General features: G+C 72.8%; 13 protein-coding genes. 10 read left to right on the forward strand and 3 right to left on the reverse strand.

What is annotated here, in order from left to right:
- Window positions 1-78: 78 nt before the first annotated feature.
- Window positions 79-2,178, reverse strand: coding sequence for an SDR family NAD(P)-dependent oxidoreductase (locus tag K7C98_RS04075; protein WP_224190172.1), 2,100 nt, complete (start codon window positions 2,176-2,178; stop codon window positions 79-81).
- Between the two features lie 138 nt (window positions 2,179-2,316).
- Here K7C98_RS04075 and K7C98_RS04080 point away from each other — a divergent pair, with 138 nt between their 5' ends.
- The 3 genes from K7C98_RS04080 to K7C98_RS04090 all read left to right on the forward strand — a co-directional run bounded on the left by K7C98_RS04080 (window position 2,317) and on the right by K7C98_RS04090 (window position 4,844).
- Window positions 2,317-2,910: a 4Fe-4S single cluster domain-containing protein gene (locus K7C98_RS04080; protein WP_224190173.1), complete on the forward strand. Its 594-nt coding sequence runs from the start codon at window positions 2,317-2,319 to the stop codon at window positions 2,908-2,910.
- Entirely contained in the window at window positions 2,907-4,016 is a 1,110-nt protein-coding gene (locus K7C98_RS04085) for a hypothetical protein (RefSeq protein WP_224190174.1), read from the forward strand. The genes K7C98_RS04080 and K7C98_RS04085 overlap by 4 nt, the downstream gene beginning before the upstream one ends.
- 231 nt (window positions 4,017-4,247) lie before the next feature.
- Window positions 4,248-4,844: a hypothetical protein gene (locus tag K7C98_RS04090; RefSeq protein ID WP_224190175.1), complete on the forward strand. Its 597-nt coding sequence runs from the start codon at window positions 4,248-4,250 to the stop codon at window positions 4,842-4,844.
- Here the strand turns inward: K7C98_RS04090 and K7C98_RS04095 are convergent.
- Entirely contained in the window at window positions 4,835-5,653 is an 819-nt protein-coding gene (locus K7C98_RS04095; RefSeq protein ID WP_224190176.1) for a helix-turn-helix domain-containing protein, read from the reverse strand. The genes K7C98_RS04090 and K7C98_RS04095 overlap by 10 nt on opposite strands.
- Before the next feature lie 95 nt (window positions 5,654-5,748).
- Here K7C98_RS04095 and K7C98_RS04100 point away from each other — a divergent pair, with 95 nt between their 5' ends.
- Entirely contained in the window at window positions 5,749-6,678 is a 930-nt protein-coding gene (locus K7C98_RS04100; protein WP_224190177.1) for an alpha/beta hydrolase family protein, read from the forward strand.
- Between the two features lie 37 nt (window positions 6,679-6,715).
- Here K7C98_RS04100 and K7C98_RS04105 read toward each other — a convergent pair whose 3' ends face one another.
- A complete protein-coding gene (locus K7C98_RS04105; RefSeq protein WP_224190178.1) occupies window positions 6,716-6,904 on the reverse strand; it encodes a hypothetical protein in 189 nt (62 codons plus the stop codon).
- 204 nt (window positions 6,905-7,108) lie between these two features.
- On the opposite strand from K7C98_RS04105, the gene K7C98_RS04110 reads away from it, so the two are divergent.
- Genes K7C98_RS04110 through K7C98_RS04135 form a run of 6 tightly spaced genes read left to right on the forward strand, consistent with a single transcriptional unit; the run spans window position 7,109 to window position 15,744 of the window.
- The gene (locus K7C98_RS04110) at window positions 7,109-7,660 is read left to right on the forward strand and encodes a hypothetical protein (RefSeq protein ID WP_224190179.1); all 552 of its coding nucleotides are present in this window, start codon (window positions 7,109-7,111) and stop codon (window positions 7,658-7,660) included.
- A gap of 1 nt (window position 7,661) precedes the next feature.
- On the forward strand, window positions 7,662-9,776 hold the full coding sequence (locus K7C98_RS04115; protein ID WP_224190180.1) for an AAA family ATPase: 2,115 nt from the start codon (window positions 7,662-7,664) through the stop codon (window positions 9,774-9,776).
- Window positions 9,769-10,032 (forward strand): hypothetical protein, encoded by a 264-nt coding sequence (locus K7C98_RS04120; RefSeq protein WP_224190181.1) that lies wholly within the window; start codon window positions 9,769-9,771, stop codon window positions 10,030-10,032. The genes K7C98_RS04115 and K7C98_RS04120 overlap by 8 nt, the downstream gene beginning before the upstream one ends.
- Window positions 10,033-10,052: 20 nt before the next feature.
- The gene (locus K7C98_RS04125) at window positions 10,053-13,340 is read left to right on the forward strand and encodes a hypothetical protein (RefSeq protein WP_224190182.1); all 3,288 of its coding nucleotides are present in this window, start codon (window positions 10,053-10,055) and stop codon (window positions 13,338-13,340) included.
- Window positions 13,328-14,320, forward strand: coding sequence for an AAA family ATPase (locus K7C98_RS04130; RefSeq protein WP_224190183.1), 993 nt, complete (start codon window positions 13,328-13,330; stop codon window positions 14,318-14,320). Before K7C98_RS04125 ends, K7C98_RS04130 begins: the two co-directional genes overlap by 13 nt.
- The gene (locus K7C98_RS04135) at window positions 14,320-15,744 is read left to right on the forward strand and encodes a hypothetical protein (protein WP_224190184.1); all 1,425 of its coding nucleotides are present in this window, start codon (window positions 14,320-14,322) and stop codon (window positions 15,742-15,744) included. Before K7C98_RS04130 ends, K7C98_RS04135 begins: the two co-directional genes overlap by 1 nt.
- Window positions 15,745-15,760: the final 16 nt, after the last annotated feature.

Genomic DNA, 15,760 nt, shown 5'->3' on the forward strand with positions numbered 1-15,760 from the left:
GTGCGATCATCGTCGTTCTCCCTCGTCGGTCAGGACAAGCGGGCGCGCTATTATGGCCCTTCAGACATGTCCTCGCGGTCACCAGCTGATCGGCTCGAAGTCCTTTAAAAAAATGCCGCGCAGGAATTCGCCGTCGCGGAGGCCGCGGACGATGGGATCGCACACGCGGGCGGCGGCGTCGACGAGGTCGAGCGGCGGGGTGAAGCCGCGCTCGCGCATGGCCGCGGCGATCGGCGCCGGGTTCTCGTTGGAGGCCCAGCCGGTGTCGACGCTGGTCATGTAGATCCGGTCGGCGGCGTAGTCCTCGGCGGCGGTGCGCGTCATCATGTTGAGGGCGGCCTTGGCCATGTTGGTGTGCGGGTGGTTCGGCGACTTCCAGTCGCGGTCGAAGCGGCCCTCGGGGGCGCTGACGTTGACGATGAAGGCGGCCCCGGCGGCGCGGGCCATGAGCCGGCGCAGGCGGGCGTTGAGGACGAACGGGGCGACGGCGTTGATCAGCTGGACCTCGACCATCTCGATGGTGCCGACCTCGTCGAGGCGCAGGCGCCAGCTGTTGCGCTCGCGCAGGTCGAGCGGCTGGCCGAAGCCGTCGTCGCTGCGCTGGGGGAACAGCGGGTGCTCGGCGGGCAGGATGTCCCCGGGGACATGTGGTTCGGGGAGCAGCGACTGCAGGGCGGGCGGCAGGGCGTCGGGGCGGGCCTCGTCGGCGAGCAGGGCGGCGTAGAACTCGGGCGGGCGGTGGACGGTCTGGGCGGCGTTGTTGACGAGGATGTCGAGCGCGGGCAGCTCGGCGGCGAGCCTGGCGGCGAAGGCCTCGACGCGGGGGATCTGGCGCAGGTCGAGGCCGAAGATCTCGAGGCGCTCGCGGAACTCGGCGAAGTCGGGGTGGGCGGCGAAGCGGCGGGCGGTGTCCCGCGGGAAGCGCGAGGTGACGAGGACGCGCGCGCCCCAGCGCAGCAGCCGCAGGGCGACGTGATGGCCGATCTTGATCCGGCCGCCGGTGACGAGGGCGACGCGGCCGCGGAGGTCGAGGACGTCGCCGCGACGCGCGTAGCTGCGGGCGGCGCACGCGGGGCACAGGCGGTCGTAGAAGAAGTGGAGGCCGGTGTAGGGCTGCTTGCACACGTAGCAGGGACGGGCGGTGTGCAGCTCGTGGATCGTCGGGTCGGCGGGCTCCGGCTGCGCGGCGGCGACGCCCTGCTCGCGCCGGCGGATCGCGGCGTCGTCGATGCGCCGGCGATCGTCGGCCTGCTGGGCCTCGCGGCGCCGGTGGTCGCGCCGCCGCTCGACGCGAGCGCTGCGCCGCTCGTCGCGCTGGAAGCCGAACAGGGCCCGGCGCAGCTCGGCGAGCCGCGGGTGGTCGGTGCGGACGAGCGATGGCCGCAGGGACAGGTGCGAGAGGACGCGCAGGGCGACGTCGAGGTCGGCGTCGGTCAGCGGGGCGGGCAGCTCACGCGGACGCTCGACGGGCGGGAGGGCGCGACGCAGGCGGGCGAGGTCGGCGACGGGCCGGCGCGCGGGCTGGCGATTGGCGTTGTGACACAGCCGCGCGACGAGCCGCTGGCGCTGGTCGGGCGCGAGGTCGCCGAGGTCGAGGGCGCAGAGGCTGGTGTTGCGGTCGAGGGCGGCGAGGAGGCGCTCGGGGTCGGGCGAGGCCGGGAGGGCGAGGCGACGCCAGCGGACGCGGGCGAGCAAGACGGCCCAGGCGTCGGTGGCGGGGAGGTCGAGGCGATGGGTGCGGCCGCCGAGCCGGAGGTCACCGATGGAGGTGTCCTCGAGGGCATGTCCGATGTGACAGATGGAGGTCGGGTCGAGGGCGGTGTCGCCGAGGTCGAGGCTGCGCAGCGCGGGGTGGGCGGTGAAACGGGGGAGGAGGAACTGCAGGGCGGGCCCGCCGAGCGGGTCGCCGCGCAGCGAGAGGTGCTCGAGGCGCGGGTGGCGGGCGAGCAGCTCGGCGAGGGCGCCGGCGGCGTCGGGACCGAGGGCGCAGACGCCGAGCCACAGGCCGCGCAGGGCCGGGAGGTGGAGGTCGGCGAGGCAGGCCGCGACCGCGAAGCCCTCGAGGTCGAGGTGCGCGCCGGGCAGGACGGCGCCGTGGACGAGACGCCGCGGCCGCGCGAGCTCGCGGTCGCGGTGGAGGTCGGCGAGGAGGCTCGCGCGGTCGATCGGCGTGGCCATGAACGAGCGCGCGAGGAGGATACACCAGCGCGGCTGGCCATCGGTGGCGCAAGGTTCGATGCGCGGCGAGGAGCGGCGAGGGCATCGCTGCCGGTGCGCGCTCGGGGAGCGGCGAGCGTGGTACGCTGCGGCGCGACGATGACTGCCGCGGCGACGATCGAGGTGGCGATGATCGTGCCGCGGACCGAGGCGGAGGGGCCGGGGGTGCGCTACGCGGTGTGGGTGCAGGGCTGCCCGCTGCGCTGCCCGGGCTGCTGCAACCCGGAGATGCTGGCGTTCGGGGGCGAGGACGCGGTGCGGCGGCGGGCGGCCGACCTGGTCGAAGAGGCATGTGATTCGGGGAGCGAGGGGGTCTCGCTGCTCGGCGGGGAGCCGTTCGCGCAGGCGGAGGCGCTGGCGCCGCTGGCGGAGGGAGTACGGGCGCGCGGGCTGTCGGTGATGATCTATTCGGGGTACACGCTGGCCGAGTTGCACGCGCAAGGACCGGCGGCGGCGCGGCTGCTGGCGGCGACCGACCTGCTGGTCGACGGGCGCTTCGAGGCGAATTTGCGCTCGCAGAAGCGGCGCTTCATCGGCTCCGACAACCAGGTGCTGCACTTCTTGACGGACCGCTACCGGCCCGACGATCCGAAGCTCGCCGGCGGCAACACGGTGGAGCTGCGGATCCGCGGCGGCGAGATCACGCTCAACGGCTGGCCGCTGCTCGGGCCGCGCACGCGGGTGGCCCGATGAACCTGTCGGTCAGCGTCGACGAGGGCCACGCGCTCGAGGTGCTCGACATGCTGTGCCGCGGGCGCTCGGTGCGGATCGTGCCGGCGCAGCCGATCTCGCAGCCGCGGCCGGAGCTGATCGAGGTCGCGGGGCGCAGGATCGCGGCGACCTGCCTGCGCGTGCTGGCAGAGTCGGGCCGGCGCGAGCGGGTGGTGCTGCGCCGCGGCCGGCGCGTGCGCGGGCGGATCTGGGACGCGGCCCGCAGCACGGGCTTTCGCCTGCGCTTCACCGAGGCGACCTACGAGCTGTGGGTGCAGGCGACGCAGCGATTGGCGGAGATCTCGCGCCCGACGGAGGTGGTCGAGGGCGAGGGCAGCTCGCGCCGCGCACGGCGGCAGATCCGTCGAATTATTAAAATTGCGGAGACGGACACGGGCGACTGGTTGGTCTACGCGCTGGCGGTGCGCCACCTCGGGCGCATGAACATGCCGCGGGAGATCCGCGAGGACCTCGGGCGCCGGTTGTGCCTCGGCTCGCCGCTGGCGACGTTGTTCGCGCTCGAGGACTGGTCGCACCAGATCGACGAGGGGGAGGAGCCGACGGGTCGCGTCGATCGCCTGCTGACGGGGCCGCAGGTGGTGCTGCTCGAGTGCCTCGAGGACCTGCTCGAGGAGCAGTGGGCGGAGCAGATCGTGGCGTGCATGGGCTGGTCGCCGGGGAGCGACCGCACGGCGCGGCTGCAGTCGGCGGCGCGCGTGCTCGAGCAATTCGTGGCGGCGCTCGACAAGCACCGCCGCCTCGATCTGGCGCGGCCGCTGTGTCGCGCGCTGGCGCGGCTGGCGGCGGGCGCGTGGGCCGATCCGCCGGAGGTGGTGTCGGCGCGGCTGGTCGCGGACTCGGGCCTGGCGCTGCGCAGCCAGCAGGACGCGCTGCGGCGCACGCTGGCGCGGATCGTCGGGCTGGGCGAGCGGCTGACGGAGCTGCGCGAGGCGATGGCCCGCGAGGCGTTCGGCGATCCGCGCTACGAGGAGTCGCAGCTGTACCTCGAGGTCCACGATACGCTGCTGCGGCCGCATCTCCGGCGCCTCGATGCGCTCGTCAGGGTGCTGACGGGTCGGCTGGGCTGAGAGATTTTGGTCGTAGAACAGGTGAAGGCGGGGCGCGAGGCGCTGCCGCAGATCCGCGCGGCGCGCGGGATGACTGGACGCGAGCCGGCGGCCTGAGCAGGAAGCAGGGCCGTTCTATGGGCCAGGAGACGGAGAGCGCGGGGGTTCGCGCCGCGAAGACCCTCACCCGTGGACCTTCAGCATCGTCGCACGCGCGGTGCACTCTGGCGCGAGCCCTCGAGGAGAGACCCCATGCGTGGATCCAAGGTGCTCGTATGTGCCCTCGCGTTCGCTGCCTGCGGCGACGACGGCGGTGATGGCAGTGGCGCCGGCAACAACGGTCAGGTCAGCGACGAGCTCGAGGGCTACTGCATCGCGACCTTCACGGGGGAGCACGACATCCTCAACCTCGGCGGCGACGTCGCGCTCCACGCCGAGGAGGGGCAGCGCTACTTGCTCACCGGCCTGCCGGACTCGCCGGCGCTCGTGTATCAGCATCAGGACGGCGCGTTCGACCTCGAGCTCGACGTGGAGGCCGCGCCGATCGACGCGCCGTGCCTCGCCGAGGGCGCGGCGCTGGACTCGGAGTACGTCGCCTTCGCCCGGATCGAGGTGTACTCGGACCAGGCCTTGCAAAACCTGGTGTGCACAATCGAGAAGTTCACGCGCGGCAGCCCGACGATGGGCTTCGGCTACGGCTACGTCGCCGACAATGTCTACGAGGTCTTCCTCGGCGGCGGGTTCTGCGACGGCCTCGCGTCGGGCTACGTGAAGGCGACGCGCATCACGATCGGCGACATGGGCCACGTCGGGGTGCCGGTCCTGCAGCTGTTCCGGCTTCAGGAGTGAGCCCGGGAGCTGTGCGCCGGGTCAGGGCCGTGCGCGGGCTGGCGATCGCCCGCGCGCTTCAAAAAGGAGCCCGGCGTGAGCCCGACGAGCTCGCGGAAGTCGGTGATGAGGTGCGCCTGGTCGTAATAGCCGGCGTCCGCGGCGATGCGCGCCCAGTCCTTCGAGGTCGCCGCCAGCCGCACGGCGCGCTGGAGGCGGACCGTCCGCGCGAAGTCCTTGGGGCCGATGCCGACGCTCTCGGTGAAGGCGCGGCGAAGATGTCGGGCGGTGACGCCGAGCTGCTCCGCCACGCTCTCCACGCGAGCCTCGCCTGCCTCGAACAATTGAACCGCGCGGCGCGCGAGCCGTGCCGATGACGGCTCCAGGGCGTGGTGCGTCCGCACAGCGACCGCGCGGGCGACCCGATCGACGACTTCCCGCAGGCTCCCTGCGGCGAGGAGCTCGCGGCAGAGATCGCTGCCCGGACGGCCCCAGATGTCTTCCAGCGGGACGACCCGATCCGCCAGCGCGCTCGCTGCCACGCCGAGGAGCGGCGCCGACCAGCCGGGCTTGAACTGAAGGACGATCGCCCGCGCGATGTCGGTGGGGTTCTTGAACATCGCGCGCATCCGCGGGCCGACGACGCTCACGTCGCCTCGCCGGCCCTCCTCGAGCACGCGAAAGACGATCGTCGTCCTGCCGTCGGGGAGCCGTTCGTAGCGGGCGCGTCCGGCGGCCGGCACGAGCACGTGAACGTGCTCGATGAAGCGCGAGAGCGAAAACGTCGCGGCGGCGTCCTGCGTGTGCAGCACCCACGGACTGTGGCGCACCGGCGGCGATCGTTCAAGCCGCTACGGCGTGGACGAGCGGAAAATGTCCGGTCCTTCCAATCGGAGGGCGGCGGCGGGCGCTACCCATCTACGCCATGAGCCAGCCCACTCAGGTCCTCTCGATCAGCCCCGTCGTGCTGCCGGCCCCCGGCCGCACCGTGGAGCTCCAGCTGCGCGTCTCGGCGCCCGTGACCGGAGGCGAGCTGCCCGTCCTGCTGCTCTCACACGGCCACGGCCCCTCCAACCACCTCTCGTCCTTGAACGGGTACGCCCCGCTCGCCAACTACTTCGCGGCACACGGCTTCGTCGTGATCCAGCCGACCCACCTCGACTCGAAGACGCTGCCCTTCCGCAGCTCCGATCACCCCGATGCGCCGCTCTTCTGGCGCGCGCGGGCCGAGGACATGAAGCGGATCCTCGACCGGTTCGAGGCGATCGAGCGCGCCGTGCCTGCGATCGCCGGGCGCGTGGACCGGAGCAAGGTCGCCGTCCTCGGGCACTCGATGGGCGGGCACACCGCGAGCGTGCTGCTCGGCGCGCGGCACAGAGATCCGCGCGACGGTAGCGAGGTGAGCCTGGCGGAGCCTCGCATCGGGGCGGGGGTGCTGCTCGCCGCGCCCGGCAGAGGCGACACCCTCAGCAAGTACGCCGCCGAGCACTACCCGTTCTTCTCGACGATCGACTTCTCGACGATGACGACGCCGGCGCTGGTCGTTGTCGGGGACAAGGACGGGTCTCCCCACCTGACGACCGCAGGGGCCGCCTGGCACGCCGATCCCTACTTCCTCGCCCCCGGCCCCAAGTCCCTGGTCACGCTGTTCGGCGCGGGGCACGGCCTCGGCGGCGTCTCGGGCTATGACGCCGCCGAGACGACCGACGAGAGCCTCGAACGCGTCGCCGCGGTCCAGCTCGTCACGGCGGCCTACCTCCGCAGCCGGCTCTTCCCCGGAGACCGCGCCTGGCAGGAAGCACAGGACGCGCTGACCGGCGCGGCCGAGCCGCTCGGACGGGTCGAGTCCAAATAAGCGGACATCGGGCGCGGCGCTCGGCGAGGGACGATTCTCAGGAGTGTTCGCAGACGCCGTCGCTGCAGACGCGGATCAACTGCCAGCCCGAATCGCAGACGTAGGTCTCCTCGCGGGTGTGCGCCTTGTTTCGCGTGCTCACGATCTCCCCGGCGTTGCTGGCAGTGCAGGCCTCGGTGGGCTGAGCGGCGAAGGCGAACGACAGGATGAATGCAAGCTGCTTCATGGTCGGCTCCTCGTGTATGCGGGCGTCGTGTCGCAGCGCGTCGTGATGTCATCGCGCCGGCTCGACGCGCGGAGCGAGCCCGCGGCCGGCGAGCGGGAGCGCGCGACCGGTGCTCCGGCGGGCGCCGCAGGGGTGGCGCGAGAAATATCGGCCTCGCCAGGGCGCTCGCGGGTCGGTTAGGATGGGCGTCCGCGAGGAGGCACGGTGAGCCGAGGTTACCGAGTTCGCATGGGCGCGCCGAGCTGGCGGCCGGTCACGTACCACGACGCGGCGAAGCAGGTCGAGACGGCCGACGCGATCGAGATGGACGTCGGGGTGCTGGAGATCCTGCCGGAGGCGGAGATGACGGCGCTGCTGCGCGAGGAGCTGGCGGCGGCCGGCTGGTCCAAGGGACAGGACGGGTCGATGACGCGCAATTCCGGGGCGGTCGAGGTGACGCTGTCGCCCGACGGGCGCACGGTGACGGCGCGGGCGGCGGCGTCGCGGCAGGTGACGTCGCGGGCGACGAGCGAGGCGCAGGCGGCGTCGCGCCTGGAAGAGGCGGGCAAGCGGGCCGAGCGCGACCTGGCGGAGGAGGTGGCGCGGCGGCTCGGGGCGCAGGAGGGCGAGATCCGCGGCGAGCTGCAGGCGGCGCTGCAGAAGGTGTACGTGCAGGCGCTGCGGCAGAAGGCGGCGTCGATGGGGCAGATCGAGAGCGTGCACGAGGGCCGCGGGGAAGGCGGCGAGCTCGAGCTGACGATCAAGGTGCGGGTCTAGCGTGCGGCGCACGGTCCCCATCGACACGCTGCCGGGCGAGGTCCGCGTCGAGGACGCGGTCGAGATGGCGTGCGCGCAGGACGTGACGTTCATCGAGGAGCGGCTGCGCCGCGGGATGAGCGTGCTGGTCGAGTGCGACAAGGAGCTGGCGCTGCACGTGTACCTGGCCGTGCGCGCGCGCCTGCGCCGCGGGGCCGGCAAGGAGCGCGGGCCGCAGATCGTGATCGTCGACGGGCGCCCGCGCGAGGGCGAGGAGAGCCGCGGCAACCTGGCGTCGATGCTGACGCAGCTGACGACGGCGATCCGCGGCAGCGTCGAGCGCACGATCATCGTATTGCTGCACCTCGACGTGCTGACGACGACGCACACGAGCCTGACGATGGAGGCGCGCGAGGCGATCCCGCTGCTGTACGAGAACCCGGAGGCGGTGCTGCTCGGCTTCCGCGACCCGAGCTTCCCGCTGCCGCGGGTGATCGAGGGCGTGTTCGCGGTGAAGCGCGAGATCGTCGGGGTGCCGCGCGAGTCGCTGGCGAAGATCGTGACCCAGCGCGAGGCGCGGTCGATCGACGCCGACAGCTTCGATCCGTTCGCGCTCTACAAATACGTGTCGGGGCTGAACCCGGTGCGGCTGCGGCGATTGATGCAAGCCGTCGGGCTGCGCCGCGAGGCGATGCCCGGGCGCCCGCAGGCGACGCAGGTGTACCGCGAGCTGCGTCGGCAGACGGTCAGCGAGGACGTCGAGCTGCCCAACGTCGACCTCGAGCGCGACATCGGCGGCTACCCCGAGGTGAAGGCGCGCCTGCGCGAGGAGCTGCTCGACCTGCTGAGGCGCAAGGACAGCCTCGGCAGCGAGGGCGAGATCCAGGCGCTCGAGGGGCTCCTGCCGCGCGGGATCATCTTCCACGGGCCCCCCGGCACCGGCAAGACGTACTTCGCCAAGGCGATGGCGACGGCGATGGACGCGACGGTGATCATCGTGTCGGGGCCGGAGCTGAAGTCGAAGTGGGTCGGCGAGAGCGAGGAGAACCTGCGCCGGGTGTTCCGCCAGGCCCGCCGCAGCGCGCCGGCGGTGGTGGTCTTCGACGAGATCGACGCGTTCGCCCACGCGCGCGGGACGTACGAGGGCTCGGGGGTCGAGCACTCGATGGTGAACCAATTGCTGACCGAGATGGACGGCTTCCGCGGCAGCGAGAGCGTGTTCGTGGTCGGCACGACGAATTTCCTGGAGAGCCTCGACGGGGCATTGCTGCGCCCCGGGCGGTTCGAGTTCTTGATCGAAATCCCGGCGCCGGGGGTGCAGGACCGGCGCGAGATCGTGGAGATCTACGACCGCAAGCTCGAGCTCGGGCTGTCGCGCGAATTGCAAGAGCACCTGGTGCGGCGCACGGAGGGGTTCGCCGAGCGGGCGCGCGGGCTGCCGTTCACGGGCGACCATATCTACGCGGTGTGCCGGGCGCTGAAGCGCCAGGCGATCCGCACCGGCGAGAAGAATTTCTCGCCGGAGGACATCGACCGCGCGCTGCAGCGCAAGACGCGGGCGGCGGTGGTGCTGAGCCCGCCGGAAGAGAGGGTAGTGGCGATCCACGAGGCCGGGCACGCGCTGCTGGCGATGCTGGTCGAGCACGCGACGCCGCCGGAGCGGATCTCGATCGCGGCCGACATGGAGGGCGCGCTCGGCTACGTGCTGCGGGCGGCGCGAGCCCGGCCCTACGCGATCACGGCGGCCGACATGCGCGCCGACATCTGCGTCGGGCTCGGAGGGATGTGCGCGGAGCGGCTGGTGTTCGGCGAGGTGTCGATCGGGGCGCACACCGACCTGCAGCAGGTCAACCGGATCGCGCGGGCGATGGTCGAGGAGTACGGGATGGGCGCGAGCACGGGGGTGCTGGTGCGCCTCGACGACGCGCCGCGCCACGGGACGCCGATGTCGGAGCGCCGCCGCGAACGCGTCGACGCCGAGGTGACGGAGATCCTCGAGAAGGAGCTGGCGCGGGCGCATGAGTTGTTGGCGGGCAGTCGCTCGCTGCTCGAGGCGCTGGCGGAGGCACTGTTGGCGCGCAAGGTGCTCGACCGCGCGGAGCTGCGCGCGCTGACCGGAGGAGAGAGCCATGGCTGAAGTGACGATCCGTCTGCGCCACAACCCGCGCACGGGGGAGCGCGAGGTGGTGATCCACTACGAGTCCGACAGCGACGCGCTGCCGCACGAGCACGAGCGCGACCACCGGGCGCTGGCCGAGCGGCTGATCGGCCGGCCGCTCGAGCAGGCGCTCGGCGGGATGGTGGTCGACCGCGTGGTGGTCGAGAAGGCGCCGAAGGCCGGCGCGGCGGCCGGCGAGGAGGCCGCGCGCGAGAAGGCCGGGGTCCGCAGCTGAGCGCGGAGAGCGAGCCGAGCGTGCGGTTCTGCCTGCTGCTGACAGGGACGGCGAGCGACGGCGCGGCGCTGGCGGTGCTGGTCGAGGCGGCGCCGTGGCTGGCCGAAAGGACATGGTCGGTGATGCTCGACCTGTCCGGGCCGGGCAGCGCGATCGCCTGCGAGGCGCTCGATGCTGTCCTCGCGGACAGGTTGCTCCCGCGCGGGCTGCCGCTGGCGACGCTGGTCGAGCAGGACGAGACGCTGGTGGTGACGCCGCTGCGCGAGAGCACGGCGACGCGCTGGCAGGTGTGGCGCGAGCGCACGGCGCCGCGCCTGGTGGAGGCGCTGCGGCCGCGCCGGATCGCGGGCGAGCCGCTGGTCGACGAGGCGCTGTTCGTGATGCGCAGCGAGTCGCCGGCGCCGCGGCTGCTGCTCGAGCGGCTGCTGCTGCTCGGCCGCGCGGACGCGCAGGTGGTGAGCTTCGTCGACGCGGCCGGGGCGGGCAGCTTCGCGGTGAAGGTGAAGTCGCCGCCGATCTACCTGATGATGGCGGCGCGCGACGGGGCCGGCGACGTGGCGGTGTACGGGCGCGACGGCAACAGCCCGCTGTGGGTCGCGTGGTCGTTCGAACACCCGACGCCGGGACCGGCGGTGGCGTCGCTGACGCGGGCGAATCAGTTCGCGCTGGTCGACCGCGACGGGGCGTGGCTGCGCACGCCGGCCGAGTGGCGGGTGCGGGCGATCCACGACGCGATCGCGCCGGCGCTGCAGGCCACGCAGGTGGCGCTGCGGCCGGTGGCGTCGGAGGTGCGCTTCCAGGTGCCGATCCGCCTGGCGCCGGCGGTGATCAGCGATCCGGATCTGTGGCTGTTGACGCCGGAGCAATTGCTCGAGCTCGAGCCGCTGATCGAGGCGAGCACGAGCGATGAATTGTCGCGGCTGACGGTGGCGCGATTGACGGGCGCGGAGGGGACGGTCTACCTGCTGCGCGAGCGGGTGCGGCCGGGGGCGGCGCGCATGGCGGCGCGGGTCAGCGACACGCTCGGGGTGCCCGGTTATTCGCAGGTGGCGGGGGCGGACAACCTGTACGTCCCGACGGGTCGACGACTGCTGCCGGTGCTGCGCCGCGACGACCTGCGGGCGCTGCTCGGGCTCGAGCGGGCGCACACGGTGGTGATCACGGAGGACCGCGACGGGCCGCGGGTGGTGACGATCGTGGAGGTCGACGAGCAGCCGCTGCAGCGGTGGATCGACTACGTGGCGACCGACCGCCGGCTCGAGCTCGACAAGCTGCTCGAGCGCAGCGTGTTCGAGTTCCCGGAGGTGACGATCGAGTGGCCGAAGGAGGCGCGGCAGCCGGCGCCGAAGAAGGCCGAGCGGCGCGAGGCGCCGGTCAAGCGGGCGGCGCCGTCGAAGCCGGTGGTGCAGGAGGAGGCGGCGAGCACGATCGACGCGGACGCGGCGGCGCAGCTGCGGGCGCTGCGGGAGCAGGTGCGGACGCTCGAGCGGCGGGTGATCGCCGGCGGCTGCGACGAGCCGGAGGTGTGGCGCGAGCTCGGCGAGGTCAAGGCGCTGCTCGGCGACGGGGACGAGGCGGCCGATTGCCTCGAGATGGCGCTGCTGCACGGGGGGCCGCCGTACGACGCGACGCTGGCGCAGCGGTTGATGGCGGCGACGCGCGGGAGCGAGTCGGACGACGCGTTGATGGAGTGGGTGGTGGCGGACCGGCGGACGCCGGCCGAGGCGAGCCGGCTGGGGGCGTCGCTGGTGGCCCGCGTGGCGACGCAGCGGCCGCCGGCGGACGAGGTGATGCAGCTGGCGCTGCCGATCTTCGCCGACCCGCGCCTGCCGGTGTCGCGCCGGCTGGCGTGGGCGGTGCTCGCAGGGTGGCATCATCACGCGCGCGACCGCCTCGGCGTCACGCGCGCGAAGGAGGCGATCCTCGGCGGGATCAACGAGCGCGGGCTGTCCGAATTGCACGACCTGCCGCGCTTCGTGCGGCACGCGCTGGCGCGCGAGGGCGAGGACGCGAGCGACGAGGCGCCGGAGAGCCGCGACGACCGCCTGCAGCAGGGGCAGCTCATCGCGCTCGAGGCGATGTGGCACGAGGCGGCCCACGCAGGGCTGCCGGAGATGGACGCGAGCGCGAACTTCCTGCGGCTGATCTTCGCCGTCGGGTTCGCGCGCCTGGGCGCCCGCTCGCTGGCGCAGGAGCTCATCGCGCCGATCGAGCTCGAGATCGACGTGCACGAGGTGGCCAACCGGGCGCTGTTCCGCCTGTACATGGCCCGCCTGGCCCACGAGAGCTCGGGCGGCAGCGCGGAGGTGTGGGCGGCCGAGGTCGCGCGGATCGCCGGCGGGGTCCGCGAGGCGCGGGCCCAGCAGGCGGTGGTGTGGCTGCAGAAGCGCTCGATGTGGCTGCGCACGACGCCGGAGGAGGAGGCGCTCGCCGGCCGGACGACGCGCTTCAAGCTGCCGCCGGGCGTCGACGTCGGCGGGCTGGCCGAGGTGGTGGCGCGCGAGGTGTCCCACGGCTCGCGCACGTTCGATTACTTGATCGCGGAGGCGGTCGACGTGTGCGTGCGCCGGGCGCTGGCGAGCGGCAGCGACGCGGTGGTGGCGGAGGTGCTGGCGAGCGCAGAGCCGGGCCTCGGCAACATCCAGATCTTGAGCCACCGCGCGGAGGCGGTGGCGGCGTGCATCCACGGGGCGGCGAGCCTCGGCGACGACGCGATGCTCGGGCGCCTGCTCGAGGCGCTGGTGAACATCGCCCGCAGCGACAAGCTCGGCTCGGCGCGCGAGCTGGTGCGGGCGACCCAGCGCGGATTGACGGCGCTGCGCCGCTTCGGCGGGCTCGAGCCGGCGCGCGCGTTGCTGGAGGCGCTGTCGCGGGTGCACGCGTACACGTCGAGCGACCAGATCTCGCTGCTGGCGACGGTGGCGACCGGGTTCGTGCAGATCGGCGAGGAGCGGGTGGCCGACGAGGTGCTGGGCACGCTGTGCGATCAGGTGCTCGGCGGGTCGCTCGACTACGTGACGCGGGCGCAGGGCGGGCTGGCGGTGGCGGGGGCGCTGCGTCACTGGCCCAACGTGACGCGCATCGACCGGTTCCGCCGCTTCGTCGCCGAGCTGCATCAGTTCCGCGACACCTTCACCACCAGCCGCTGGTTCGACACGCACAAGATCCTGATCCTGGAGGCTGTCGTCGACAGCCTGGCGGACAGCCGCACCCGCCACAGCGACCGCGTGCAGGGCTTCCTCGACCAGGAGGAGCACGCCCTGCGCCGGCGCATCGTCACCGACTGGAGCGCAGTATGTGGACGCTAGAGGAGCTCGAGCCCGAGATCGACGACATCCGCGCGCGGATCCAGCAGCACCGCCGGGGCCTGAAGGAGTACTTCGTGGCCCGCGACGAGGAGATCGATCTGGCGATCCTGTGCGCGGTGGCCCAGGAGCCGCTCCTGCTGGTGGGGCCGCCGGGGACGGCGAAGAGCGACCTGGTGGTCAAGCTGACGGAGAGCCTCGGCCTCGGCGCCGGCGATTACTTCGAATACATGCTGACGAAGTTCACCGAGCCGAGCGAGATCCTCGGGCCGATCGACATCGCGGTGCTCAAGGAGGGGCGCTACCTCCGGCGCACGCGCGGGCTGCTGCCCGACTGCCGGGTGGCGTTCCTCGACGAAATTTTCAAGTCGAACTCGGCGATCCTCAACACGCTGCTGACGATCCTCAACGAGCGCAAGTTCTATCAGGACGGGCAGCCGACGCCGGTGCGCCTGGTGATGTTGTTCGCGGCGACGAACGACATCCCCGACCAGAGCGAGCTCGAGGCGATGGCCGACCGCTTCATCCTCAAGGTGGAGACGCGACCGGTGAAGGACCGCCACTTCGCGGAGCTGATCGACGCGGGGGTGATGAACGAGTCGTACCGCGCGAGCGGACACAAGCCGTGGACCCGCGGGGCGGCGTCGCTCGACGATTTCTTGAAGCTGAAGCGCTTCATGGACCTGAGCTTCGGGCTCGGGCGCGAGCCGGGTCGCGACCGCGAGCAGTGGTTCCCGCGCCCGGTGTTCGCGGAGATGCGGCGGATCGTGCGGGCGCTCGAGACCGAGGACAAGGTGCTGGTCAGCGATCGCAAGCTGGTCAAACTCTACAAGGTGATCCGCACGCAGGCGTTCCTGAACCACGGGGGGGCGGTGCAGACGCAGGACCTGGGGCTGCTCGCGTACGTGGGCAACCGTCGCGACGAGCTGCCGGTGGTGGCGAGCAAGGTCAAGGCGCTGCTGGGCCTCGGCACGGGCGGGTGATGGCACGGCGACTGAGCCGCGAGGAGCTGCTGCCGGCGCTGAAGGCGTGGGCGTACGTCAGCGGCTACGGCGGGCCGCTGGCCGAGTCGCTGCCGGTGGCGCTGGGGTGGCTGCGCGCGCTGTGGGAGGAGGGCTTCGACGCGCTGCCGCTCGACCTCGTGCACGACCTCGGGACGCTGCTGGTCGAGGGGCGCTCGTTCGCGTTCGCGTCGAGCCGCGACCTGGCCGACTGGCCGGAGGACGAGCGCGCGCAACGGCTCGAGTACGAGGATCGCGTGCTCGGGCGGTGGATCCTCGACCCGAGCGTGGGCGACGCGCACGTGGCGATCTCGGGGCTGTCGGGCGAGCTGCGGCCGCGGGCGCTGGCGCACGCGATCGGGCTGGCCCTCGGGACAGCTTCGCGGGCGACCGAGCTCGATGCCGGCAACCCGGCGATCCTGCGCTCGTCGTGGCGCGAGGCGCTGGCGCTGTTCGGGCTGTGGCCGGCGCGGCACGGGGCGTGGGAGGAGCCGCCGGTCGAGGCGAGCTGGCGAGCGTGGGCGCTGGCGATCCGGGCGGCGATCGTGGGGCGGCTCGGCGAGGGGAAGTTGTTCTCGGCGGAGGACCTGTGGGAGCTGGCGCACCTGGCCGACCTGCCCAACGAGTCGAGCCGGCTGGCGCTGCGTGAGCTGCACGCGGCGACGGCGGCGATCGGCGGGGTGAGCCCGGGCGTGGCGATGACGGTGCGCCGCAAGGCGCAGGAGGTGGCGGTCGACGAGGAGGACGCGAGCCACTACCCGGCCGGCGGCTTCGATGCGCTCAGCACCCGCGGGCGCTTCGAGAACCTGGTGCGCAGCGAGGTGGCGTATGTCGATGCCGGGCGCGAGGAGCTGGGGGCGATCGATCTGTTCGACGTCCGCTTCGCGCAGGGCGAGCTGCTGTTCTACACCCGCGACGAGAGCCCGCTGTTCGACCAGCGCCGCCGCGTGACGGTGGTGGTCGAGCGGCCGCTCGACCAGCGCCACAAACACCCGGAGCTGGCGGCGCAGACGCTGGTGCTGGTCGACGCGGCGACGCTGCGCCTGCAGGCCGACATGATGCAGGTGTTCGGACCGTCGGGGGCGGAGCTGCACCTGCGCTGGCGCACGAACGGGAAGGCGGACGCGGAGGCGGCGGAGGAGGAGGCGCGGCTGATGGCGATGACGCTGGCCGACGAGCTGGCGCACCGCCGGGTGACGCTCGGGACGATGAGCGAATGGGCGGAGGCTCCGCCGCGCGGGATGGTGGTGTTCGCGGCGCACCAGGAGGACCCGCGCGCAGGTGCGCGGGTGTGGGTGCGCGTCGGCGAGCCGCGCTGGGCGCTGGGCGAGGAGAGCTTCGCGGTCGGGGAGCCCGGCGGGCTGCGAGCGCTGCTCGACGCGCTGTTGCTGCGGCTGTTCGCGTGAGGGCGTGATGGGGATC

The organism is Nannocystis pusilla (assembly GCF_020073745.1).
GTDB lineage: Bacteria > Myxococcota_A > Polyangia > Nannocystales > Nannocystaceae > Nannocystis > Nannocystis radixulma.

Coding starts and splice junctions, on each gene's coding strand:
- K7C98_RS04075 (WP_224190172.1), bottom strand. CDS start 2,178: ATGGCCACGCCGATCGACCGCGCGAGCCTCCTCGCCGACCTCCACCGC.
- K7C98_RS04085 (WP_224190174.1), top strand. CDS start 2,907: ATGAACCTGTCGGTCAGCGTCGACGAGGGCCACGCGCTCGAGGTGCTC.
- K7C98_RS04130 (WP_224190183.1), top strand. CDS start 13,328: ATGTGGACGCTAGAGGAGCTCGAGCCCGAGATCGACGACATCCGCGCG.
- K7C98_RS04135 (WP_224190184.1), top strand. CDS start 14,320: ATGGCACGGCGACTGAGCCGCGAGGAGCTGCTGCCGGCGCTGAAGGCG.
- K7C98_RS04080 (WP_224190173.1), top strand. CDS start 2,317: ATGACTGCCGCGGCGACGATCGAGGTGGCGATGATCGTGCCGCGGACC.
- K7C98_RS04090 (WP_224190175.1), top strand. CDS start 4,248: ATGCGTGGATCCAAGGTGCTCGTATGTGCCCTCGCGTTCGCTGCCTGC.
- K7C98_RS04120 (WP_224190181.1), top strand. CDS start 9,769: ATGGCTGAAGTGACGATCCGTCTGCGCCACAACCCGCGCACGGGGGAG.
- K7C98_RS04100 (WP_224190177.1), top strand. CDS start 5,749: ATGAGCCAGCCCACTCAGGTCCTCTCGATCAGCCCCGTCGTGCTGCCG.
- K7C98_RS04105 (WP_224190178.1), bottom strand. CDS start 6,904: ATGAAGCAGCTTGCATTCATCCTGTCGTTCGCCTTCGCCGCTCAGCCC.